Origin of the sequence: Bacillus sp. LUNF1, assembly GCF_011008975.1 — a bacterium.
In the GTDB taxonomy this organism is placed as follows: Bacteria; Bacillota; Bacilli; order Bacillales; family Bacillaceae; genus Bacillus; species Bacillus velezensis.
Genome location: NZ_CP048876.1, coordinates 3,745,958 through 3,769,234 on the forward strand (window position 1 = coordinate 3,745,958; position 23,277 = coordinate 3,769,234).

At 43.6% G+C, this 23,277-nt stretch carries 22 protein-coding genes and 1 pseudogene; 19 read left to right on the forward strand and 4 right to left on the reverse strand.

The window, feature by feature from the left end:
* Window positions 1-168 precede the first annotated feature (168 nt).
* The 13 genes and pseudogenes from G4O42_RS18635 (at window position 169) to katX (ending at window position 13,088) form a co-directional block, all read left to right on the forward strand.
* Window positions 169-1,197, forward strand: coding sequence for a FecCD family ABC transporter permease (locus G4O42_RS18635; RefSeq protein ID WP_032875707.1), 1,029 nt, complete (start codon window positions 169-171; stop codon window positions 1,195-1,197).
* Entirely contained in the window at window positions 1,198-2,211 is a 1,014-nt protein-coding gene (locus G4O42_RS18640; RefSeq protein WP_021494727.1) for a FecCD family ABC transporter permease, read from the forward strand.
* Window positions 2,212-2,227: 16 nt separating this feature from the next.
* The gene (locus G4O42_RS18645) at window positions 2,228-3,124 is read left to right on the forward strand and encodes an ABC transporter substrate-binding protein (RefSeq protein WP_032875702.1); all 897 of its coding nucleotides are present in this window, start codon (window positions 2,228-2,230) and stop codon (window positions 3,122-3,124) included.
* 102 nt (window positions 3,125-3,226) lie between these two features.
* On the forward strand, window positions 3,227-3,577 hold the full coding sequence (locus G4O42_RS18650; protein WP_032875699.1) for an ArsR/SmtB family transcription factor: 351 nt from the start codon (window positions 3,227-3,229) through the stop codon (window positions 3,575-3,577).
* 13 nt (window positions 3,578-3,590) lie between these two features.
* On the forward strand, window positions 3,591-4,889 hold the full coding sequence (locus G4O42_RS18655) for an arsenical efflux pump membrane protein ArsB (protein ID WP_032875696.1): 1,299 nt from the start codon (window positions 3,591-3,593) through the stop codon (window positions 4,887-4,889).
* 153 nt (window positions 4,890-5,042) lie between these two features.
* Window positions 5,043-5,354: a PTS sugar transporter subunit IIB gene (locus G4O42_RS18660; protein WP_007614670.1), complete on the forward strand. Its 312-nt coding sequence runs from the start codon at window positions 5,043-5,045 to the stop codon at window positions 5,352-5,354.
* A 14-nt stretch (window positions 5,355-5,368) separates the two neighbouring features.
* Window positions 5,369-5,686 carry a PTS lactose/cellobiose transporter subunit IIA gene (locus G4O42_RS18665; RefSeq protein ID WP_032875694.1) on the forward strand — a complete coding sequence of 106 codons (318 nt, stop codon included), beginning with the start codon at window positions 5,369-5,371 and terminating at the stop codon, window positions 5,684-5,686.
* Window positions 5,687-5,704: 18 nt separating this feature from the next.
* Window positions 5,705-7,024 carry a PTS cellobiose transporter subunit IIC gene (celB, locus tag G4O42_RS18670; RefSeq protein WP_032875691.1) on the forward strand — a complete coding sequence of 440 codons (1,320 nt, stop codon included), beginning with the start codon at window positions 5,705-5,707 and terminating at the stop codon, window positions 7,022-7,024.
* Between the two features lie 29 nt (window positions 7,025-7,053).
* Complete coding sequence (locus tag G4O42_RS18675) at window positions 7,054-8,454, forward strand: glycoside hydrolase family 1 protein (protein WP_032875688.1); 1,401 nt, start codon at window positions 7,054-7,056, stop codon at window positions 8,452-8,454.
* Window positions 8,455-8,473: 19 nt separating this feature from the next.
* A pseudogene (locus G4O42_RS18680) lies at window positions 8,474-9,354 on the forward strand (ROK family protein).
* The gene (manA, locus tag G4O42_RS18685) at window positions 9,351-10,295 is read left to right on the forward strand and encodes a mannose-6-phosphate isomerase, class I (protein WP_032875685.1); all 945 of its coding nucleotides are present in this window, start codon (window positions 9,351-9,353) and stop codon (window positions 10,293-10,295) included. The pseudogene G4O42_RS18680 and the gene manA overlap by 4 nt, the downstream one beginning before the upstream one ends.
* A gap of 19 nt (window positions 10,296-10,314) precedes the next feature.
* Window positions 10,315-11,397 carry a glycosyl hydrolase gene (locus G4O42_RS18690; protein WP_032875682.1) on the forward strand — a complete coding sequence of 361 codons (1,083 nt, stop codon included), beginning with the start codon at window positions 10,315-10,317 and terminating at the stop codon, window positions 11,395-11,397.
* Between the two features lie 77 nt (window positions 11,398-11,474).
* Window positions 11,475-13,088 (forward strand): catalase KatX, encoded by a 1,614-nt coding sequence (gene katX / locus G4O42_RS18695; RefSeq protein ID WP_032875677.1) that lies wholly within the window; start codon window positions 11,475-11,477, stop codon window positions 13,086-13,088.
* Between the two features lie 39 nt (window positions 13,089-13,127).
* Here the strand turns inward: katX and G4O42_RS18700 are convergent, their stop codons facing one another.
* Window positions 13,128-14,114, reverse strand: coding sequence for a choloylglycine hydrolase family protein (locus G4O42_RS18700; protein ID WP_007614685.1), 987 nt, complete (start codon window positions 14,112-14,114; stop codon window positions 13,128-13,130).
* Window positions 14,115-14,430: 316 nt separating this feature from the next.
* On the opposite strand from G4O42_RS18700, the gene G4O42_RS18705 reads away from it, so the two are divergent.
* From G4O42_RS18705 to G4O42_RS18720, 4 genes are all read left to right on the forward strand, one after another.
* A complete protein-coding gene (locus G4O42_RS18705; protein WP_032875674.1) occupies window positions 14,431-15,828 on the forward strand; it encodes a purine-cytosine permease family protein in 1,398 nt (465 codons plus the stop codon).
* A 198-nt stretch (window positions 15,829-16,026) separates the two neighbouring features.
* A complete protein-coding gene (locus G4O42_RS18710) occupies window positions 16,027-16,257 on the forward strand; it encodes an AMEP412 family response elicitor (protein WP_017418614.1) in 231 nt (76 codons plus the stop codon).
* Between the two features lie 125 nt (window positions 16,258-16,382).
* Window positions 16,383-17,114, forward strand: a complete 732-nt coding sequence (locus G4O42_RS18715; protein ID WP_017418613.1) for an ABC transporter ATP-binding protein — start codon at window positions 16,383-16,385, stop codon at window positions 17,112-17,114.
* Window positions 17,111-18,667 (forward strand): elicitor-associated permease-like protein, encoded by a 1,557-nt coding sequence (locus tag G4O42_RS18720; RefSeq protein ID WP_032875670.1) that lies wholly within the window; start codon window positions 17,111-17,113, stop codon window positions 18,665-18,667. Before G4O42_RS18715 ends, G4O42_RS18720 begins: the two co-directional genes overlap by 4 nt.
* Window positions 18,668-18,883: 216 nt before the next feature.
* On the opposite strand, the gene G4O42_RS18725 is transcribed toward G4O42_RS18720, so the two are convergent.
* Entirely contained in the window at window positions 18,884-19,600 is a 717-nt protein-coding gene (locus G4O42_RS18725) for a LytR/AlgR family response regulator transcription factor (protein WP_032875666.1), read from the reverse strand.
* Window positions 19,601-19,852: 252 nt separating this feature from the next.
* Here G4O42_RS18725 and G4O42_RS18730 point away from each other — a divergent pair, with 252 nt between their 5' ends.
* On the forward strand, window positions 19,853-20,062 hold the full coding sequence (locus G4O42_RS18730) for a response regulator transcription factor (protein WP_017418609.1): 210 nt from the start codon (window positions 19,853-19,855) through the stop codon (window positions 20,060-20,062).
* Between the two features lie 114 nt (window positions 20,063-20,176).
* On the opposite strand, the gene G4O42_RS18735 is transcribed toward G4O42_RS18730, so the two are convergent.
* The gene (locus G4O42_RS18735) at window positions 20,177-21,073 is read right to left on the reverse strand and encodes an ABC transporter ATP-binding protein (RefSeq protein ID WP_017418608.1); all 897 of its coding nucleotides are present in this window, start codon (window positions 21,071-21,073) and stop codon (window positions 20,177-20,179) included.
* Between the two features lie 246 nt (window positions 21,074-21,319).
* Between G4O42_RS18735 and G4O42_RS20185 the strand changes: the two genes are divergently transcribed.
* Window positions 21,320-21,823 carry a hypothetical protein gene (locus tag G4O42_RS20185; RefSeq protein WP_322975840.1) on the forward strand — a complete coding sequence of 168 codons (504 nt, stop codon included), beginning with the start codon at window positions 21,320-21,322 and terminating at the stop codon, window positions 21,821-21,823.
* A 599-nt stretch (window positions 21,824-22,422) separates the two neighbouring features.
* Here the strand turns inward: G4O42_RS20185 and G4O42_RS18745 are convergent.
* The gene (locus tag G4O42_RS18745; protein WP_032875660.1) at window positions 22,423-23,253 is read right to left on the reverse strand and encodes an NAD(P)H-hydrate dehydratase; all 831 of its coding nucleotides are present in this window, start codon (window positions 23,251-23,253) and stop codon (window positions 22,423-22,425) included.
* Window positions 23,254-23,277: the final 24 nt, after the last annotated feature.

Below are 23,277 nucleotides of genomic sequence, written 5' to 3' on the forward strand. Positions count from 1 at the left end.
GTTTTTCACTTCTTTTTTACAATATAAACATGAAAAAAAAGGACATCATTGTTGAACGCTCTATTGCGTTTTGAAAATCGGCTCGGTATAATATGATGGTTCAAATGAAAATGATTCTCATATTCAATAAATACCGGACAATGATCATAAAAGTAGGTGAATTGATTTTTGAGCGATTCTGTCACGTCCGCAAACCGTCTGATCAGCATCTTAAAAAACGGGGTTTTCTTCCTGATCGCGGTGATCGGGCTGCTTGTATCTATTTTTTTCGCCGTCTCATTCGGCGCGAAAGACATTACTTTACATACGGTTTGGTCGGCTGCTGCTGATTACAATCCGAACATAACGGGCCAGCAGATCATTCATGAATTGCGTCTTCCGAGGGTGCTAGGGGCGGCCGTTACAGGAGCCGCTTTTGCCGCAGCCGGCGCCCTCATGCAGGGTGTCACGAGAAATCCGCTTGCCGATTCGGGTGTCTTAGGCGTAAACGCGGGCGCCATGTTTGTTGTTGCGCTCAGTTTTGCTTTTTTCCCTCATTTGTCATACGCCCTGCTGATGGTGATGTCATTTTTGGGAGCACTGGCAAGCACCGGCTTGATTTTCTTTATCAGTGCGGCGGGAAAAGGCAGCATGACACCTTTAAAGGTGACGCTTGCCGGGGCGGTCGTGGCCGCTCTTTTACATTCACTCAGTACCGGTGTGGCGATTTATTACGATTTAAGCCAGGATTTGGCCTTCTGGTACGCCGGCGGGGTGTCAGGGATCAAGTGGGCTCATTTACAAGTCCTTGTTCCCGTGATTGCAGTCTTCATCATTCTCGCGACATTCATGGGCCGGTCCGTCACCCTTCTCTCAATGGGAAATGACGTGGCGGCGAATTTAGGGGTGAACACGGTGCTGACGCGTGCCGCCGGATTAATGATCGCCGTCGTTCTTGCCGGTGTGTCTGTTTCCGCTGCCGGCGCGATCGGCTTTGTCGGGCTGGTTATTCCCCATATCGCGCGAAAGATCGTCGGCGTTACGTACAGGCTGATTATTCCGATGTCCGCGTTACTCGGCGCGATTCTATTGATTTTGGCTGACCTGGCCTCGCGCACGGTCAGTCCCCCGAGGGAATTGGCGATAGGCATTATGGTCGCACTTGTCGGTGTCCCTTTCTTTCTTTATATTGCCCGCAAGGAAGGGAGAGACTTATAAATGAAAGTGCAGAAAGAAACAAAAAAAGCGGCGGCGGCAGGACTCATTCTGCTGGTCATCGCCGTTTGCATGATTCTGATCGGGCTGCATACGGGCTCATTCCGGCTTTCTCCTCTCACCGTGGGAAAAACGCTGTTCGGATACGGCACGTTTCAGAGCACAACCGTTTTATTCGATTACCGGCTTCCCCGGATTCTGGTGACGATGCTGGCCGGCATCGGTTTAGGAGTGTCGGGCGCTATTTTGCAGGGTGTATCCCGAAATCCGCTTGCCGATCCGGGCATTCTCGGACTGCATGCCGGCGCTTCCTTCGGTTTGATGATGTATATCACATTCTTTCATTCCTTGGAGGCGCAGGCGTCGATGTTCATCCCGCTGTTTACGTTTGCGGGCGGAACACTCGCCGCCCTGCTGATCGTAGTGCTTACGTACGACAGGCTGAACGGTTTTTTAACGATCCGCATGCTGTTAGTCGGGATCGCCGTTTCCGCAGGCTTCAGCGCCGTTACATTGTTTATGTCGCTGCGCCTGAATGAAGAAACTTATACATTCGCTTCCCGCTGGCTGGTGGGAAACGTCTGGGGCAGGGATTGGATTCACGTGTGGTCGCTATTGCCCTGGATCGGCATTCTCGCACCGCTTGCATGGCTGAACGCCCGGTCTTTGAATATTTTAATGCTCGGTGACCAGGCAGCCGCGGGGCTCGGCGCACACGTGCAGAGAAAAAGGATCATGCTGATCGCCATAGCGGTCGGCTTGTCCTGCGCGAGCGTTGCGATGGCCGGGGGAATCGGCTTTATCGGCTTTGCCGCCCCTCACTTGGCAAGACGGCTCGTCGGCACCATGCATCAGCATATTATTCCGATTGCAGGATTAATCGGACTTGTCATTCTTGTCGCGGCAGACACCATCGGCCGGTCTTTGTTTCAGCCGAACGCCATTCCGGCCGGCGTGGTTGCTGCAGCCATCGGCGCGCCGTATTTTCTCTATCTCGTCATGAAAATCAAATCATAAAACAAGGAGTATTCCCATGAAAAAAATAATTGCGCTCATCAGTTTCATGTGTATTTTCTTATTGGCTGCCTGCCAATCCGATTCAACACAGCCGGAGTCAAAAAAGAAATCCGGCGATCATAAAATCGCTTCGATGTCCATTCACCTGACAAATGATCTGCTGGCTCTCGGCGTTACACCGGCCGGTTCCGTCGTGGGCGGAGAATTAAAAGATTTTCTCCCTCATGTGAAAAATCAGCTGAAAGACACGAAAAAACTCGGACCTGCCTCAGACCCGGATATGGAAGCTTTACTTGAGCTGAATCCAGACAACATTTATCTTGATAAAGAATTTGCGGGAAAAGATTTGTCAAAATACAAGAAAATCGGAAACACACACGTTTTCGACCTTGATAAAGGCACATGGCGCGATCATTTAAAAGACATCGGAAAAATCGTCAACCGTGAAAAAGAAGCGAAAACATTTATTCAAGATTACGAAGATGAAACAAAACAAGTCAGATCCATGATGAATAAGGAATTAGGGAAAAACGCCAAAGTCATGGCGATCCGCGTGAACGCAAAAGAGCTTCGCGTCTTCAGCACACGCCGTCCGATGGGACCGATTCTGTTTGACGATCTGAAGCTGAAACCGGCTGACGGCATTAAAGAAATGAACACCTCCCGCCCTTATGAAGTCATTTCTCAAGAAGTGCTGCCTGATTACAACGCGGATGCGATTTTCGTCGTCGTTAACAGAGACGACAAGTCACAGCAAGCCTATAAAGAATTGCAAAAAAGCGCTGTATGGAAAGGGCTGAAGGCCGTGAAATCAAACCACGTCTATAAAATTGCCGATCAGCCTTGGCTTGATTATTCAGCACTGGGAAATAAATTAGCAATGGATGAAGCGAAAAAACTGTTCCAAAAATAAACATGAGCCGGTTTTGCAAAAAGAGCAAGACCGGCTTTTTTATATTGTCGTTTACTTATATAAACATCTGCTTATATAATAGTGTGAAAAAGGAGTGAGCGCATGGAACGGCGGCATCATGTTTTAAGTTCCGAAGGGATCAGCCAGTGCCTCAAGCTTCTAAGCGACCGGACGAGGCTTTTGATGCTGAAGCTTCTGGAGGATAAGGAATATTGTGTCTGCGAGCTGACAGCTATTTTTGATATAAGTCAGCCCGGCATCAGCCAGCACTTACGGAAATTAAAGAACGCCGGCCTTGTGCGGGAAAGACGCGAGGGCCAGTGGCGGTACTATGCCATTCATCCGTCCGGTCCGAAATACGCGCTGGTTTGCTCGATTCTGCAGCAGATAGATGAAAAGGACGAAGTTTTACAGACATTGCGGCAAAAAGAAGTCACTGTTACATGCCGGTAAGGGGGATATATTCTTGGGAGTTGCGGTTTTATCAGCGCTGATTTTTGTGCTGACACTTGTGTTTGTCATATGGCAGCCGAAACATGTATCAATCGGCTGGTCTGCCTGCGGCGGAGCGGTCCTCGCTTTGATCGCCGGAGCAGTCAGCCTGCACGATATCGCGGAAGTGACGGGAATCGTCTGGAATGCGACACTTGCCTTTATCGCCATTATTATCATTTCATTGATTCTTGACAGTATCGGTTTTTTTGAGTGGGCCGCGCTGCATATGGCCATGGCGGCCAAAGGCAGCGGGCTGCGGATGTTTCTCTATGTGTCGGTCTTAGGGGCTGTTGTCTCCGCCCTGTTTGCCAATGACGGAGCGGCGCTCATTTTGACGCCGATCGTACTGGCGATGGTGCGGGCTTTGAATTTACCTGAAAAGCTGGTTTTTCCGTTTATTATCGCCGGAGGATTCATCGCCGACACCACCTCGCTTCCGCTCGTTGTAAGCAATTTGGTCAATATTGTATCCGCCGATTACTTTCATATCGGGTACATTGAATATGCATCACGCATGCTGGTGCCCAACCTTTTTTCTCTGGCGGCAAGCATTTTGGTGCTGTATCTCTATTTCAGAAAAAACATTCCGAAACGGTATGACACCGGTCTTGTGAAACATCCGGCATCCGCGATTAAGGATGAACGCCTTTTCCGGTTATCGTGGGCTGTGCTGGCCGTTTTATTGATCGGATATTTCGTCAGCGAACTGCTGTCGATACCCGTTTCCTTCGTTGCCGGCTCCATCGCGGTCATTTTTCTCATTCTGGCGCAGCGAAGCCCCGCCGTCCCTGCGAAACAAGTCATCAAGGACGCCCCGTGGGCCATCGTGTTTTTTTCTGTCGGCATGTATGTTGTCGTGTACAGCTTGCGGAATGCCGGACTGACGGATCTTCTTTCTCAGCTTATTCAGAAAGCGGCGGATCACGGTTTGTTTGCGGGCACACTCGGAATGGGGTTTATCGCTGCGATTCTCTCCTCCGTTATGAATAACCTGCCGACGGTGATGATTGACGCCATAGCCATCAGCGGAACGGGCACTCACGGGCTGATGAGAGAAGCATTGATTTACGCGAATGTTATCGGTTCGGACCTCGGGCCGAAAATCACGCCGATCGGATCGCTGGCGACATTGTTATGGCTCCACGTGCTGAGCCGGAAAAACGTGAAAATTTCCTGGGGAATGTATTTCAAGACAGGTCTGATATTAACCATTCCGACGTTATTTATCACCCTGATCGGACTCTATTTATGGCTGTTATGGCTCGCTTGAGATGAAAAACCTTTTAAGTTGAATCTTAAAAGGTTTTTTTGTGTCAAAAATCCGAAAAGTAAAACTTTTATATTTTAAAAGTATAGACATTTAATTTGAAAAGATTATAATATTCATGAAAACGTTTTAACTTTACGAAAGAAGGGATTCCTCATGAAAAGAATTTTATTAGCCTGCAGCTCAGGCATGTCCACCAGCCTTCTTGTCACGAAAATGCAGAATTACGCCCGCTCCATCGGTGAGGAAGCCGAGATTTGGGCAGTCGGACAGGATAAAGCAAAAGAAGCGATGAAAGATGCAGACGTCGTACTTATCGGCCCGCAGATGAGTTTTTTAAAAGGTGAGCTTCAGAAAGAGGCGGACCCGCTTCACATCACCGTTGATGTGATTGATATGATGGCATACGGCATGGGGGACGGCAAAAAAGCATACGAACAGGCCGTTGCCTTGATAGAGAACAAATAAAGGAGGCGATAAGCATGGAAACGTACACGGATGAACAGATCAGTTTTCAGCTGATTCTTCACAGCGGCAATGCCCGCAGCAATATTATTCAATCGATACGCGCATATAAAGACGGCCGGACAGATGAGTCAGGCACCTTTCTGACAAAGGCTGAAGAAGAACTGGGGAAAGCGCACGACATCCATTTTCAGATGATTCAAAAAGAAGCCGGCGGCGCCAAGACGGATGTCTCTCTGCTTTTTATGCATGCTGAAGACCACTTAATGTCAGCGCTTTCAATGAAAGAGCTCGTTAAAGAAATGCTCGACTTATTTCAATCAAAAAATTTATAGAAAGCCGGGGGTGAAGACGTGTTTGAGAAAATCAGCCAATTCCTTATTCCGATCGCTGGCAAATTAAACAATAACCGCTACTTGCAAGTCTTACGGGATGCTTTTATGCTGGCGTTTCCGCTGACCATTTTCGGTTCGGTGTTCGTCGTGCTGACGAACCTGCCATTTTTAAACAAAATCATGAGCAGCTCCGCACTGTCTGTCTTTCAATCCGGATTTGGCGGCGCTTCGACGGCGACGATGGGGATTATGTCCATTTTTGTCGTCTTCGGGATCGGCTATTACCTTTCCAAAAGCTACGAAGTGGAGGCCGTATTCGGCGGAGCGATCGCATTGGTTTCTTTTCTGCTGCTCACCCCGTTCGTCTTAGAGCCGGAAACGGGCAAAGCGGTCGCAGGCGTCATTCCGGTTGACCGGCTTGGAGCAAAAGGGATGTTTCTCGGCATGATTACCGCGTTTTTGTCAGGTGAAATCTACAGAAGAATCGTCCAGAGAAACTTAACGATTAAGATGCCTGCCGGTGTTCCTCCGGCTGTTGCTAAATCGTTCGCCGCATTGATTCCGGCTTTTATCACGCTTACCGTCTTCCTCTTGATCAATGCGGCTGTCACCCAAATCTTTCACACCAATCTGCATGATGTCATTTATCATACGGTTCAAGCCCCGCTTGTCGGACTTGGAAGCGGCATCATCCCTACATTAATCGCTGTTTTCTTTATTCAGATTTTATGGTTTTTCGGACTTCACGGACAAATCATTATCAATTCCGTGATGGACCCGATTTGGAATACATTACAGGTCGAAAATTTGGCTGCGTATACAGCGGGAAAAGAGATTCCCCATATTATTTCTAAGCCGTTTATGGAGATTTACACCGTCGGAATGGGCGGAACCGGAATGACATTGGCCATAGTGATCGCCATCTTGCTTTTTATGAAAAGCAAACAGATGAAACAGATATCCAAACTCGGTCTCGCGCCAGGCATTTTCAATGTCAATGAGCCGGTTATTTTCGGTTTGCCGATCGTGATGAACCCGATCATTATCATTCCGTGGGTGATCGCGCCGATGGTTGTCACCCTTGTCACCTACCTGGCCATGTCGGCGGGGATCGTGCCCCCTCCTACCGGCGTGACCGTGCCTTGGACCGTCCCCCTATTCATTAACGGGATTATGGCGACCAATTCCGTCATGGGCGGCATTATGCAGCTGGTCAACCTCTGTATTGTGTTTGTCATCTGGCTCCCGTTTCTTAAAGCGCTGGACAAATTAAACATGGCAAAGGAAAAAGAAGCTGAGACCGAGCAGCATGCCCGGGATGACAGCATGAGTATGTAATCAAAATCGCAGTAAGGGAGAGAAATCAATTGACTGAATCAAATATTCAATATCGTTTTCCGGAAGGATTCTGGTGGGGGTCTTCCGCCTCCGCCACCCAAACAGAAGGCGCCGCCGACAGAGACGGAAAAAGCCAAAACATATGGGATTACTGGTATGAAAAAGAGCCGAGCCGTTTTTTTAACGGCGTCGGTCCCGGCGACACGTCACGTTTTTACGATCAATACAAGGAGGATATCCGGCTGATGAAAGAAATCGGCCACAACTCCTTCCGGCTGTCTATTTCCTGGTCAAGATTGATTCCGGACGGAACTGGCGAGGTCAATCAGAAAGCGGTCGCGTTTTATCAGGACGTCATCGATGAAATGCTTGCCCATCACATTGAGCCGTTTGTCAATTTGTTTCACTTTGACATGCCGCTCGCCCTTCAGCGTAAGGGGGGCTGGGTCAGCCGGAACACCGTTGACGCGTTTGAACATTACGCCAAAACATGCTTTTCGCTATTCGGTGACAAGGTGAAAAAATGGTTCACTCACAACGAGCCGATTGTGCCGATTGAAGGCGGCTACTTATACGACTTTCACTACCCGAATCACGTTAATTTTCAAGAAGCGGTGCAGGCCGGCTTCCATACCCTGCTGTCGAATGCAAGGGCTGTCAAAGCCTACAGAGAATTGAAACAGGATGGACAAATCGGAATCATTCTGAATCTGACGCCTTCTTATCCGAGAAGCTCACATCCTGAAGATGTCAAAGCGTCCCGGATTGCCGACGCCTTTTTCAACCGTTCATTTCTAGATCCCGCCGTAAAGGGCGAATTTCCTGAGGAGCTTGTCGAGATTCTCAAGGCGGAAGGCTTTCTGCCGCATTATGAGAAAGAAGATCTCCGCCTCATTCAGGAGCATACGGTTGACCTGTTAGGCGTGAACTACTACCAGCCGAGGCGCGTCAAGGCAAAAGAACATGTTCCGAATCCGCATGCCCCTTTCCTGCCTGAGCGTTTCTTCGATCCGTATGTCATGCCCGGCCGGAAAATGAACCCTCATCGCGGTTGGGAAATTTACGAAAAAGGAATCTATGACATTCTCACCAATCTCAGAGAACATTACGGAAATATCGAGTGTTTTATTTCTGAGAACGGCATGGGAGTAGAAGGCGAAGAACGCTTCCGCGATGAAAACGGCATCATTCAGGATGATTACAGGATTGAATTTATCCAGGAACATCTGAAATGGGTGCATCGGGCCATCGGAGAAGGTTCAAATGTAAAAGGCTATCACCTGTGGACTTTCATGGACAACTGGTCTTGGACAAACGCTTATAAAAACCGCTACGGCTTTGTATCTGTCAATCTGGAAAACGGGGGCGAACGGACCGTCAAAAAAAGCGGCCGCTGGTTCAAATCCGTTTCCGATCAAAACGGATTTTAACAGATGAGGAGGGACGGCCATGCTTGGAGGTATTGAAGCCGGCGGCACGAAATTTGTCTGTGCCGCCGGACAAAGAGACGGCACCATTCTGGACAGAGCAGAGTTTCCGACGGGAGAACCGGATGACACACTCAGACAGGTGATCCGTTACTTTGAAGAATTCCCGATAGACGCCATCGGCATCGGGTCGTTCGGGCCGATTGATATCCGTCCCGACAGTCAAACATACGGGTGCATCACCGCGACGCCGAAGACAGCCTGGCGGAACTGCCCTATTCTTCAAACGATCAAAAGCGCTCTGGATATTCCCGCAGGCTTCACCACCGACGTTAATGCGGCGGCGCTTGGAGAAGCTTCTTTCGGCGCGGCCAAAAACGCGGACAGCTGCCTCTATTTGACGGTCGGCACAGGCATCGGCGCGGGCGCCATCATGAACGGCAGATTTGTTCAAGGGCTGTCTCACCCTGAAATGGGCCACATTTATGTCAGAAGACATCCGGACGACGGCTACAAAGGCAATTGCCCTTACCATACAGATTGTCTGGAAGGCCTCGCGGCAGGCCCCGCCATAGAGAAACGCTGGGGGAAAAAGCATTTCTGCTCACGGATCAGCAGGAAGTGTGGGAGCTTGAGGCCTATTATATTGCCGAAGCGCTTGTGCAGTATATTCTCATACTTTCGCCGGAAAAAATCATCCTCGGCGGGGGTGTTATGAAACAGCATCAGCTGTTCTCTTCTATCCGTCAGCACGTGAAAAAGCGGCTGAATCAATATATTGATCTGCCCGATATTGAAAAATACATCGTTCCCCCTCAATTAGGGATTCACTCCGGTGCGGCCGGTTCGCTCGTATTGGCGGAGCAGGCCTTAGAAGCGGCAAACCGGGAGGCGGGAAAATGACGAAGCTCTTATTTTTGGAACCGGTTTTTAAAGAAAGATTATGGGGCGGGACGAAGCTGCGCGATACATTCGGGTATGAGATTCCTTCTGAGCGGACGGGAGAGTGCTGGGCGATTTCAGCTCATCCGCACGGCACATCCATCGTGCGGAACGGGCCTTTTTTCGGAACATCATTACACCGTCTCTGGAATGAACACCCTGACCTGTTCGGACATCCGAAAGAAGACGCTTTTCCCCTGCTCACAAAAATTCTTGACGCAAATATGGACTTATCCGTACAGGTTCACCCGGACGACGCATATGCACATCGGCATGAAAACGGAGAACTCGGAAAAACGGAATGCTGGTACATATTGGACTGCAAAAAAGACGCGGAGCTCATTTTAGGGCATCGCGCCCAAACGAGAGAAGACTTCGTTCGGCTCATTGAACGAAACGAGTGGGATCACCTGCTCCGCCGCATCCCTATTAAACCCGGCGACTTTTTCTATGTCCCGAGCGGCACACTGCACGCTTTATGTGAAGGTACGCTCGTTCTTGAAATCCAGCAAAGCTCTGATGCCACCTACCGGCTTTACGACTATGACCGGACGGATGGGAACGGGAATAAACGCGAGCTTCATCTTCAGAAAGCAATTGACGTAACAGAGATTCCTCATACCGATGAAAAAGTAAAAAGCACAAAGCATCGGATCGGAGATGCTCTTATTACAACACTCGCCGAAACACCGTTCTTTTCAGTTTATCAATGGAATGTGAGCGGGAAAGCATCATTCCCCGCACCCGGCCGGTATTTACTCGCAAGCGTCATTAAAGGACACGGAGAACTGGATGGATGCCCCGTTCACAAAGGCGATCACTTTATCGTGCCGGCGGATTCCGGAGATTTTGTTATAGAAGGAGATTGTGAGGTTATCGTTTCACATCCTTCATCACCCTAAAAATCAGGAGGTCTTTTTTATGCTCAAAAAGTTAGCAGTCTGCCTGTCTATCGTTTTATTACTCTTAGGAGCCGCCAGTCCGATATCGGCTCACACCGTTTATCCCGTCAATCCAAATGCCCAGCAGACGACAACAGATATCATGAACTGGCTGGCGCACCTGCCCAACCGTTCAGAAAACAGGGTCATGTCCGGGGCGTTCGGCGGGTACAGCGATGTCACTTTTTCAATGACAGAGGAAAACCGTTTGAAAAACGCGACGGGACAGTCTCCCGCCATCTACGGCTGTGACTATGGGAGAGGATGGCTTGAAACAGCGGATATCACCGATACTATCGATTACAGCTGCAACAGCAGCTTAATCTCATACTGGAAAAGCGGCGGCCTCCCTCAGGTCAGCCTGCATCTCGCAAATCCGGCTTTTCCATCCGGAAACTATAAAACGGCCATCTCAAACAGCCAGTACAAAAACATCCTGGACCCTTCAACTGTTGAAGGAAAACGCCTTGAGGCGCTGCTCAGCAAAATCGCCGACGGCCTTACTCAGCTGAAAAATCAAGGCGTCACCGTTCTGTTCAGACCGCTGCATGAAATGAACGGCGAGTGGTTCTGGTGGGGGCTGACAGGCTACAACCAAAAAGACAATGAAAGAATCTCGCTGTACAAAGAGCTTTACAAGAAGATATACCGCTATATGACAGAGACAAGAGGATTGGATAACCTTTTGTGGGTGTATTCGCCGGATGCCAACAGAGACTTTAAAACAGACTTCTACCCAGGCTCATCTTATGTGGATATTACCGGTCTGGACGCTTACTTCACTGATCCGTATGCGATAGCAGGCTATGATGAAATGCTGTCTCTGAAAAAACCGTTTGCCTTTGCCGAAACCGGTCCGTCCGGCAATATCGGAAGCTTTGATTATGATGCTTTTATCAATGCGATCAGGCAAAAGTATCCCGAGACAACGTACTTTTTGACATGGGATGAACAATTAAGTCCGGCGGCCAATCAAGGCGCGCAAAGCCTTTATCAAAACAGCTGGACGCTGAACAAGGGCGAAATATGGAACGGCGGGTCCTTGACGCCGATCGCGGAATAACTGTTTCTTTTGAAAATCGGTTTTAAGAAACGGCTCTGCTGGGCATATTGTTACCGTTCAAAAAGGAGGGTTCAACAATGGAAAATAACAAAAACAGCGAAGAAACGCTTTCCAGTAAGACGACCGGTAAAGGCGAGTCAGAAGACACGCTGACAAACCGGCAGGGCCATCCGGTCACTGACAACCAGAATGTCAGGACAGTCGGCAATAGAGGACCGACGACATTGGAGAATTATGATTTTTTGGAGAAAATCAGCCACTTTGACCGCGAACGGATTCCCGAGCGCGTCGTTCACGCGCGCGGCGCCGGGGCACACGGATACTTTGAGGCGTACGGAAGTTTTGGAGACGAGGCGATTTCTACATACACAAGAGCGAAAGTGTTTCAAAAGAAAGGAACGAAAACTCCGGCGTTTGTGCGGTTTTCTACCGTCAACCACGGAAAGCATTCCCCCGAAACATTGCGTGATCCCCGGGGTTTTGCCGTTAAGCTTTATACCGAAGACGGCAACTGGGATCTGGTCGGCAACAACCTGAAAATCTTTTTTATCCGTGATCCGCTGAAGTTTCCGGATCTTGTGCACGCATTTCAGCCTGATCCGGTTACGAACATTCAGGACGGCGAGCGTATTTTCGACTTCATTTCCCAATCACCGGAAGCGACTCATATGATCACTTTCTTGTTTTCGCCGTGGGGCATCCCGGCCAACTACCGGCAGATGCAGGGCTCAGGCGTCCATGCCTACAAATGGGTCAATGAAGAAGGAAAAGCCGTGCTCGTCAAATATCACTTTGAACCGAAACAGGGCATCCGCAACCTGACACAGAAGGAAGCGGAAGAGATTCAGGGGAAAAACTTTAACCATGCGACACAGGATTTGTATGAAGCGATTGAAAAAGGCGATTACCCTGAATGGGAAGTGTATGCGCAAATCATGACTGATGACGAACACCCCGAGCTGGATTTTGATCCGCTTGATCCGACCAAGCTGTGGTATAAAGACGATTTCCCTTGGAAGCCGATCGGTAAATTGGTTCTGAACAAAAACCCGGAAAACTACCATGCCGAGGTGGAACAGGCCTCATTCGGAACGGGCGTGCTTGTGGACGGCCTTGATTTTTCAGATGACAAATTACTTCAGGGGCGGACATTCGCCTATTCAGATACCCAGCGGTACCGGGTCGGCGCAAATTACCTGCAGCTTCCGATCAACTCGCCGAAAAAGCATGTCGCCACCAACCAGGAAGGCGGGCAAATGCAGTATCGGGTCGATCGGGCAGAAGGACAAAACCCGCACGTCAACTATGAGCCGTCCATTATGGGAGGACTCAACGAAGCAAAGCAGGATGGGAAAGACCATACACCTCATGTCGAAGGCGATGTGAAGCGGGAAGCGATCGACCGGTCGAATAACTTCGGCCAGGCCGGAGAAACATACCGCAGATTTTCGGAATTTGAACGGAACGAATTGATCACAAACTTGGTCAATACGCTTTCTTCCTGCCGGAAAGACATTCAGGATCAAATGATTGAGAATTTCACAAAAGCAGATCCGGACTACGGAAAACGTGTTGCGGAAGGGCTGAAAAAAGCCTCCGAAAGCAACAGCGGCGGGCCGATCGGCACTACTGATACGGCACAAGCCGCAAAACAGGCTGAACAGGAAAGCCATCCGTCTGATCCGTATTAAATAAAAAAACAGGACAATCGCGTCCTGTTTTTTTTTGAGCTAATTCAGCTCCTGTATATTCTGCTCCGCCGCGGCCGCAAATACTTTCGGCTCCGGACGGTCAAGATCTTCATGGAATAAACTTACTTTGTGAATCTGCCGGTTGTCGTACAGATGAAAGTAGTAGTTCCCGGTGTCACAGCACATAACCGACGTATACTGCGTATAATCAATTTCATTCTCCTCCGTGATCACCGCGCCTTTTGGAATATTCACATTGGACAGCACGTGAAAAGCGGCCGTAACGCCATCCGTTTCATGGGCGGCAGGCTCTAAATGCTCTTTCAGATAAGCGGCTCTGATGAATCGGGATGGCGGCGTGTAATCACCGGGAAGCCCGATTGTTCCAGATCCTTGGCCGAAAGCGGTTAATGTCATTCCGCCCAATGTTTTGCTTTCTGACTGCTGCGGCCTGATTCCGATATAATGGCGCAGATTGGTCACATGCCAAGGAAATTCCGGACTGTTGGTCATCACTCCGGGTTGGTTGTCATATACTTTCATTCCCTCCGGTGTCGGCTCGATGACAATGCAGCCGCCCGTGCGGTCTGATAAAATCCAATGAAGAGGCAGCACCGTATCCAATAACATTAACTTCTTCTCTACGATCGTCAGCATTGAGAGCTTTTCCTTTATGTCTTCAAGAGATTCACAGTTTGATAAGGCCCAGGTGACAAACTCATGAGGAGCGATGTGACAGGTGCCCTCCCGTTCCGCTTTCTCGTATCCCGCAAAGCCCGGAAAATACAGCGTCGCGCACGACAGCCCTTTTTCATTTACGCCATCGGCAAACAGAACATTGCCGAGATTTCTCCCCATGCCGATAAATGCGTATTTCGTCTTATGCATCCTGCCGTCAGCTTCGCTTTTCCAGCTGTACTGACGAGGGTAAAGCACGACGTCCGTACCGAGCTGAAATGCAAAATCCATCGTTCGCGCCAATAGGTGATTACCGTCTGTCGTTTTCAATGTAAGACTTGTACACATATCATCAATCCCCTTTTCATTTATGAAATTTACACAAAGTAAACTATTCTTTCAGCTTAACGAATAATGGCTCCATTCGTCAAAAGATTGACACATTTCTCCTTAATACATATTAGTCCGTAAGCATATCCATGCCTTTTAAACCCTGGCAAATCGTTTTGGCGGCAGTGTTTGTTCCGTTTTTCAAAAAAACTTTTGAACGGCTGTCAGCGAGGCTTTTCAATGTTTTTCCTGCATGCTGGAATTTGTAAACGGCAGGTCAATCTGTTAAGCTATGTCTTTATGTTAAAGAAGAACATACGGAGGAGATTATCTATTGAAAGTAGAAAGGCGAACGATTGAACATATTCCGCATGACGAAAGACACGGAAAGGCTAAAGATTTATTCCCCGTCTGGTTCGGGGCTAATATGCATATTACGACGTTAGTCACAGGCACACTGCCCGTTACAATGGGACTCGATCTCTTTTGGAGTATCGCCGCCATTATTATCGGGACCTTTATCGGCGCAATCTTTATGGCGTCTCATTCCGCACAAGGACCTCAGCTCGGAATTCCGCAAATGATTCAAAGCCGCGCGCAATTCGGCGTGATCGGAGCGATTCTGCCCCTCTTTTTGGTCATGTTTATCTACCTGGGCTTCTTTGCGAGCAGTACGATTCTCGCAGCCGGTACACTGAGCAGCTTTGTACCGATTCCGGCTTCATGGTGTATTATCGGCTTAAGCGCCATCTGTTTTTTACTCACGATCTACGGTCATGATCTGATTCACAAAATGCAGAAAATCCTCTCTTGGACCTCCTTTGCCGTTTTTTTTGCTGCAACGATTCTTATTTTTCAACTGCCGATTCCTTCAGGAAGCTGGGTGCCCGGCTCATTAGATCTGCCTGTTTTTCTAGTGGCGGTCAGCGCGGTGGCCACATGGCAGCTGGCATATGCGCCATATGTCGCAGATTATTCCCGTTATCTGCCGGTCAAAACACCGGCATCGCATACCTTTTGGTACAGCTACGCAGGTACGTCAGTCAGTTCCATCTGGATGATGCTTCTCGGCGCCATTTTGACGACGGCGCTCCCGGAATTTACCGCTAATGCGGGAAATGAGATTGTCCGATTGTTCGGTCCGTTTTCCTTTATTATGCTGATCATTGTCCTGTTCGGACAAATGGCGATCAACGTCTTTAATTTATACGGAGCCTTTATGTCAACGACGACTACTTTGGAGCCGTTTTTAAAACTGAAGGTGACGCCGAAAACGAGAGTGGTAATGATCCTTTGTGTGACGGCAGCGGGTACTGTATTAAGTCTCTTGGGCCAAAGCAATTTCATGGAACTGTTTTTAAATTTCATCTTTTTCATCAGTTATTTCTTAATTCCATGGACGGCGATCAACCTCGTGGATTACTATTTTATCCGACGCGGAAAATACCACGTCAAATCGATGTTTGACGTCAACGGACAATATGGCAGGGTCAATTGGATTACAGCGGCCGCCTTCGTTTTGTCGATTATATTAGAAATCCCGTTCATCAATACATCCTTTTACATCGGGCCGCTCGCTGAAATATTCGGCGGAGGCGACATTGCCTGGGTCATCGGCCTGGCCGTTCCGTCGCTGCTGTATTATGTCCTGATGAAGCACCGTCTGAAACAACGTGTGATCAAAATCATCTCTAGAAAGAAAGTTCTAGATGAATCTAAAAAAATCAATTAAATTAACCCATACCTTATCCCTAAATTAATCCTTCTCCCGCAAGTTCTAAAGAACAATATTTCAAACATTCTATCCATAAAACATTTCGGATAACCGAAATTAAAACTGGAATATATTGAATTTGCTTATTTTTCTAGTTAATATAAAAAGCGACAAAGGCCTTTGTAAATAATTTCTTGAAAAATAGGAGGAAACAAATTGTTCGGACCAATTTTAAAAGCATTAAAAGCTCTTGTATCTAAAGTACCGTGGGGTAAGGTCGCATCATTCTTAAAATGGGCAGGTAACTTAGCTGCTGCAGCCGCTAAATATTCATATACAAGTGGAAAGAAAATCCTTGCGTATATCCAAAAACACCCAGGAAAAATCGTTGATTGGTTCCTAAAAGGATATTCTGTATACGACGTTATTAAAATGATTCTTGGCTAAGTAATACAAATGAACTACACAACAAGTTGGATTATACCCCATTCTTGATGTGTAGTTCTTTAAATGTTATTATATATTAAAAGAATAATCCATATAATATATAATAAAAAAGGAGATTTATCTACTTGGAAATTCTTCGTATTGAAAATGTTAAAAAAACCTATGACGAGAAAAACATTCTTTCTATTGAATCTCTCAAGATAAAAAAGGGAACGATTTGTGGGTATTTAGGACGAAATGGTGCTGGGAAGTCAACTACTATTAAGATTGTTATGGGTATTGAATTGCCAAATCAAGGTGAAGTCTACTTTTTAAATAATAAGATTAATTATAATCAAAATGACTATAAGAGATATATTGGTTACTGTCCGGATTACCCCGCTGTTTTTGAGAAGCTGACTGTTTTTGAACATTTAAATTTTATAGCCTATCTTTATGGAATGAAAGATGAAGGTCAAATAAAAGAAGCAATAGACAAATACCTAGAGCACTATGAAATGGAAGAGTACAGAAATACCCTTATTCAGTCTTTATCGAGAGGGAATAAGCAAAAAGTATGTATTATCTCATCTATCATACATCAACCAAAACTGTTATTGTATGATGAACCTACATTAGGCCTTGATCCCCTAAGTATTAAACAATTCAAAAAAATGCTGAACGACTTTACTGATAATGGTGGAACTGTTTTTTTATCTTCTCATTCATTAGATATTATTGAAGAAATTGCTGACGTTGTATATATTATAGATAAAGGAAAAATAATTAGAGATAATATCTCAGTAAGCGAAATACGTAACACGCTTAACAGCGTTGAAGAATATTTAGTTTCTGCGGTAGAAGGAAGAGAAGTATGAATTTTTATAATTATTTAAAGTTTAAATATAAAATCAGCAATACTGCTAATACCAAAAAAAATTCTAGGATTGACTTATACGCCCAAAGAATTGCTTTTGTTATTTTAATTTCCTTTTTAACATTAATCCTTTATTTCATTATAAAATTGTTCCCTCATAATATACAAGTTAATATGAATAAGTATACCCTTGGGCTTTATGCTTTCCTTTGTCTTATATCCTTTTCTTCTTCAGTAAAACAATATTATAAAGAGTACTTCCTTTCAATTGAACGCGAGATATTAATTATAGCTCCAATCCAAAAATCTCAAATAATACTTTCAAGATTTTTTGTTGTAACTTTAGAAACAATGATTTTAACTGGATGTTTCTTAACTCCATTTGTTATTGCGAATTTCTTCGCCGGGAATTTAGAATTTAATATTGTATTAGCCACAATGATTCAGATTATTTCTGTATCTTTCTTTTGCAGTTCTCTTACTCACATTTTCTTTGCCCTTGCCTTTCTTATCTCTAAAGGACATGGTCTAAAAACTGTTGCCTATACTTTAATGACTATTTTTGCAGTCGCAGTAATTGGATTAATAATCTTTTCAAATAACTATAAATCTTATTTTATAGCACAAAATAGCACCACAAAGTACATACTTTACGGAGTTGTGAAATATTCAGACTTTTTAATATTAAATCATGCAGATGCCTCCGATGTATTGATTTTTATCCTGTTGATAATTTTCTACAGTTTAGTAATAACAGCAATCGCTTTTTATCTCACAAAGCATTGTTATCGTAAAGGATTATTATCAATCTCATCCCGGGAGCTTGAAAAATCATTTTATGCAAGGAAAGTTTCTTTATTTATTAATAAGTATATTCAAAACTATTTTTTGAAAAAAGATATTCTTTATCTCATTAGATCTCCGAAAATGTTTTCAATATATATAACACCTATACTTTTCACCAGTGTAATTGAAATTAGAAATAAATTCGTATCTTCGGAGCATTTGTTACCTATTTTTATTACTGTTTTTGCTATGGTCATTACCTCTATTTCATTATCTCTTGTGCAATCAGACGATCTTAATCATAAAGATTTATTGTTTACAATACCTTTTGATTTGGAGTCGTTGTACAGAATAAGAAGTCGATACCTATACTTGATATCGACTGGCATCGCAGGAATTTATTTGGTTATAGTATTTTTAACGGAATCTTTAAGATGGGAGTATTTTCTTTTCGGCTTGTTGGAATTGATGATTCTGACATATATTAATTCAAAAGTAATGCTGAGAAGAGTTTTCCAAAAAAGTAATTATAATTCTCATGGATATAGATATAATGGGTCTTTAGCTTTTATTATTTTCACTCATTTTCTTATATGGAATGTTCCTTTAATAATTTCATTTAGTCTCATATATGAAATTATTAACTTAACACTTCTTCAAAATCATTTATCAAACCGTTCTATTTTTATATTAATAACCCTATTAATAATAATATTTATTATGCTGTATAACAGCAAAAAAACATATGTATCAAAAAAAGGAGATTAATATTATGTCAAGTAAAAATGAGAAAAAGACAACTTTAGAGAAAATTAGTTTGGGCTTCTCTATTATCTGTGTAATATTTCTTTTGTTGAAATTCACCGGTATTCTAAATACCATTATTGATTTTTTTAAATAATAATTTTCAAAACTGCTGTCCAGACTTTAACAAACAATTCCATCTAATCTATAGATGGAATTGTTTGTTAATGAAGCGCTATATCAATCAAATAACATATCTTTTAATATTTTATATTTATTCCGACTAAGTGATAAAATTTCATCTGTATCTTTAAGTTTAAGATTATATGATTTCATATAATTATCAGGTTTTATTTCTTCTATTTTTTTAAAGGGTACTATATAGGACTGATGTATTCTGAAAAAACCATAACTCTGAAGTTTAATTTCTAAATCATTCAAACTTTCCTTACTATCAATAATTTCCTCATTTACTAAATGAATTTTCGTATTGTCTTTTTTTTTCTCAATATAATTTATATCTTCTATATCAATGAACTTTGATAATCCCTTATTTTTTATCACTATTTTTTTACTTTTATAAAAATTAAAGGCATGACTCATAATTCTTTTTACAGTTTGATTTAAACGAAATACATTAATTGGTTTAACCAAATAATCTTCCGGATAATACTTATAAGCTCTAATTCCAAACTCAATGTAGGAACTTATGAATATTATTTTCACATTCGGATAATTAATCGTTAGAAACTCTGCAACTTCAAAACCATAAGTATTTGAAATACTCAGGTCTAAGATGGCAATATCAAATTTATTTGTGTTAATTTCCTTCAGCAGCTCTTCTGCTCTTGTAGTAGCAAAAACCAACTCTAATTCAGATATACTGTTTACTAAATTGACTAATCTATACAAATCGGATATATCGCTTTCTAAAATCATTACTTTTAATTTATTCATATTAAAATCACACTTTCAAACATACTTTTACAAAGAAACAACACAAGGATCTTTTGTACTAGGTTCTTTCAATATTTAGAAAGTCAGTACCCAAAAAGGTGAAGATGTTACTTTATAACTAGGTTTCCCTTACCTTTTCATGACACAATAATTAATAAAAACAACAAATTAAATAGGTTTAGGTACCTAAAACCTCTGATTGGCAAAAAATTCCCGTTAATTTGTTATAATATATTCAAAAAGGAGATTGTGATGGCAAACAGAACAAATAATATATCTGAAATTGAACAAGAAATAATTAAGTTAATTGCATGTGAGATGCCCAATAAACAAATTGCAGATAAACTAAATTATTCTCAAAGGATGATCGAGTATTATATAGCTCGGATATCCAAGAAACTAAATGCGCAGACCAGAGTGGGGATTATTGTTAAAGCTTTCAAACAAAAACTCCTGATATAAATTTAATTTTTCATTATATAAAGAAATTTTTTTGTTAGTCCCTTATTATAAAAAATTATTGTTGCAACCTGGAAAGTAACCCCCGCTTTTATAAAAACGGGGGACTTATTTTAATTATCCCATGAATATTTCCTCAAGGCTTGGCTCTTCAACTATTACTCTATATATATCGATATTCCTTTCAGTTAATATCCTAATAATAGCTGGAATTTTGTCTTCAGAACTTACAGAAAGTGAGAATTCATTCTTCTTAATGAAAATATCGGATCCAAAGTTGCCCACTGCATCTTTAATATCATTAAGATTTTCTTCTTTTACAGAGTGTTTAAATTTCACTTTAATATTAGATGTATATTGCTTTTTCAACTCAATTAAAGTACCTTCATTGAAGATACTTCCTTTTTTCATAATAGCAATCTTTGAACAGATTTTTTCAATTTCGTTTAAATTGTGAGATGTCATAAAAATAGTTTTACCTTCTTCTTGTAAGCTTACGATTAAACTTTGAAGAAGTAATGCAGATTCTGCATCAACCCCTGATGTAGGTTCATCCAAGAAAATTAAGTCAGGATCATGTACAATTGATTGCGCAATTCCAAGTTTCTTTTTCATCCCGAATGAGTACTTACCTACTTTTTTATTTGCATCTTTGATCAATCCTACTCTTTCCAAAACATTCTCACATTGGGGAGTTGAAATTTTTCTTCCATTAATTTTTGAGAAATACTTTAGATGGTCAACAGCTGACATAGAGTCATACAAAGTAGAATAGTCCGGAAGTACACCTATACGATTTTTGATTTTGTCAAGGGATTCTTCATTAAGCAATTTAAAACTTCCAGAGGTCGGTCGAATTATTCCCGTAATCATGTTTATAAAGGTTGATTTTCCGGCTCCATTTCTCCCCAAGAATCCATATATCTCCCCACGTTCTACCTGAAGACTGACTTTATTGACTACAGTTTTTGAACCATACACTTTAGTTAGATCATTAATTTCGATAGCGGTCATTACAAATCTCTCCTTTTAAATAGAACTATTGCGACATATAATATGATGGTGGCGTAAACAAGATTTATTAAAATAAAGTATCCGCCTAAATATGAGTAATAAAAAGGTGTAAGATACTTAAACCAACTAATCCAACCATTCGATGAGAAGAGAGCCCACAGACTTATCGCAGGAAAAACCAAAGAAAATATAATACTAAAAAACATTGATACTCCGGGTTTTGGAATAACCACAGAAAAAAGTATCGTGAAAGATATTCCAACAGTTATAAACGTCATACATTCCGCGACACCTGACCAAAAAAATTCTTTTGATACAAAAGAGATTAATATGTATGAGGCTATAATACAAAACAGCCAAAATAGCCATATTCCAAAAAATTTCCCCAACAAAATTTTCAATCTTGATGATTTAGTTACTAAAAACCGCATAGTCCTCATATTAATTTCTCTATTTATAATATCGTGTGATAGCCCTGAAATTAATAAAAGACCGATAAGAAACACAATACTAAATATCCCCATCGCATATCCATTTGAATCCAATCCTAAATCTTCGATTTTAGAAACACTCTCCATTAAATCAGCAACTAAATACGAAACTGCAAATAGAATTGCTATCGTTATAATGGATTTCACGCTCTTAAACAGACTTTTAAATTCTTTAAAACAAATGGTCCACACCATTATCACTCCTTTTAATAAATATTTACTTATATATAGTATTATAGGTGAATTATTTACACAATAATTAATCACTTTAATATTCCCTTAAATATTAAAAATTACCTATTATGATTTAAATTAAGTTGATATAATCTTTATATTTAGCAAAAATATAACCACCTCTTATTGCTGATATTATGTAGCAACAATGTGTAAATTGGTGTAATCCCAATAATAGGATCTCTAGGTAAAGAATATATTCAGTCATGTCTGGTCTGACACAGTAACCTTAAAGTATAGCTTATATATATTTGTGTATCTTGTTCGTTCGTTCTTCTTGTGTATTCATGCTTTTTGCTACTCACTTTTAAAATACGCGGATCAGTGAATAAGACACGGCTGCACACCATATCATGCATAGATTAAATAAAAACGACACCAAAAATTTTTTAGGGTAGTTGTATGTGTAAAACGGGTCATCTCTTCCCGCTACAGTGATTCCAAAAGGATGGTTGATATCTAGTTAATTTCTTTTTCAAGCAGACCTGCGAAACATGAGAAAGTCACCATCTTTTGAAATCTATCTTTTTTATTTTATCGGATTAGAATGAATACTCAAAAATAATTGCTGTTAAAGTTTTTCCGCAACCGAAAAGACGCCTTCCCTATGAAGACGCCTTTTCTTTATTCATATTCCTTCCATACACGCGGCAGCAGTTCAGAAAGTTCGTGCGCCAATAAGGTATGGGCGGAGCGCTCTTTCGTCCATAATTCCGCACATTCGCCGTGAAGGCGGACGGCGTTCAATACGGCATGTTTCGGGTCTTGATGACAGCACAGCATGCCGAGAATCATTCCCGTCAGCGTGTCGCCGGTCCCCCCTTTTGCAAGCGCGCCGTTTCCGGTTGTATTTCTGCGGCATTCCCCGTCGGGAAAAGCGATAATGGTTTCGTTTCCTTTCAGGACAATCGTGGCGTGAAGCCGCTCCGCCCATTCCGCGGCATATCCCGCTCTGTTCTGCTGAATCTCTTGAATCGGAAGGCCTGTCATTCTGGAAAATTCGCCGGGATGAGGCGTCAAGATCACAGGGGCTTTCCTCTTTGGATAGGTTCTTTTCGTAATGGCGCCCGCGTCCAGTATGACGGGATAATCGGCAGAAAGCAGCTGATCAGCCGCCTGCTGCACTTCGTCTGTTTGGGGAAGGCCCGGCCCGATGGCAGCGGCCCGGATGGTTTCCCCGGGCTGGCCCGCCGCGGCTTTTTTCCAGCCGTCACGCCAGTACGTCGCTTCCGGCAGCACCGGGACGATAAGCGGGATGACGCCTGCCGATGTACCGATGACGAGCTTGCCGACACCGCTTCTCATCGCGCCCAATCCGGCCAGAAGGGCGGCTCCCGGCATGTCATCGCTCCCGGCCAGCAATAACGCCGTCCCGAACGTTCCTTTATGGCTGTCTGCCTCCCGCTTCGGCAGCGTATCTTTCACATCCTGTTCCGTCCAATCCATTATATTCATCTCTGTACCTCCTCTTCTGTCTCC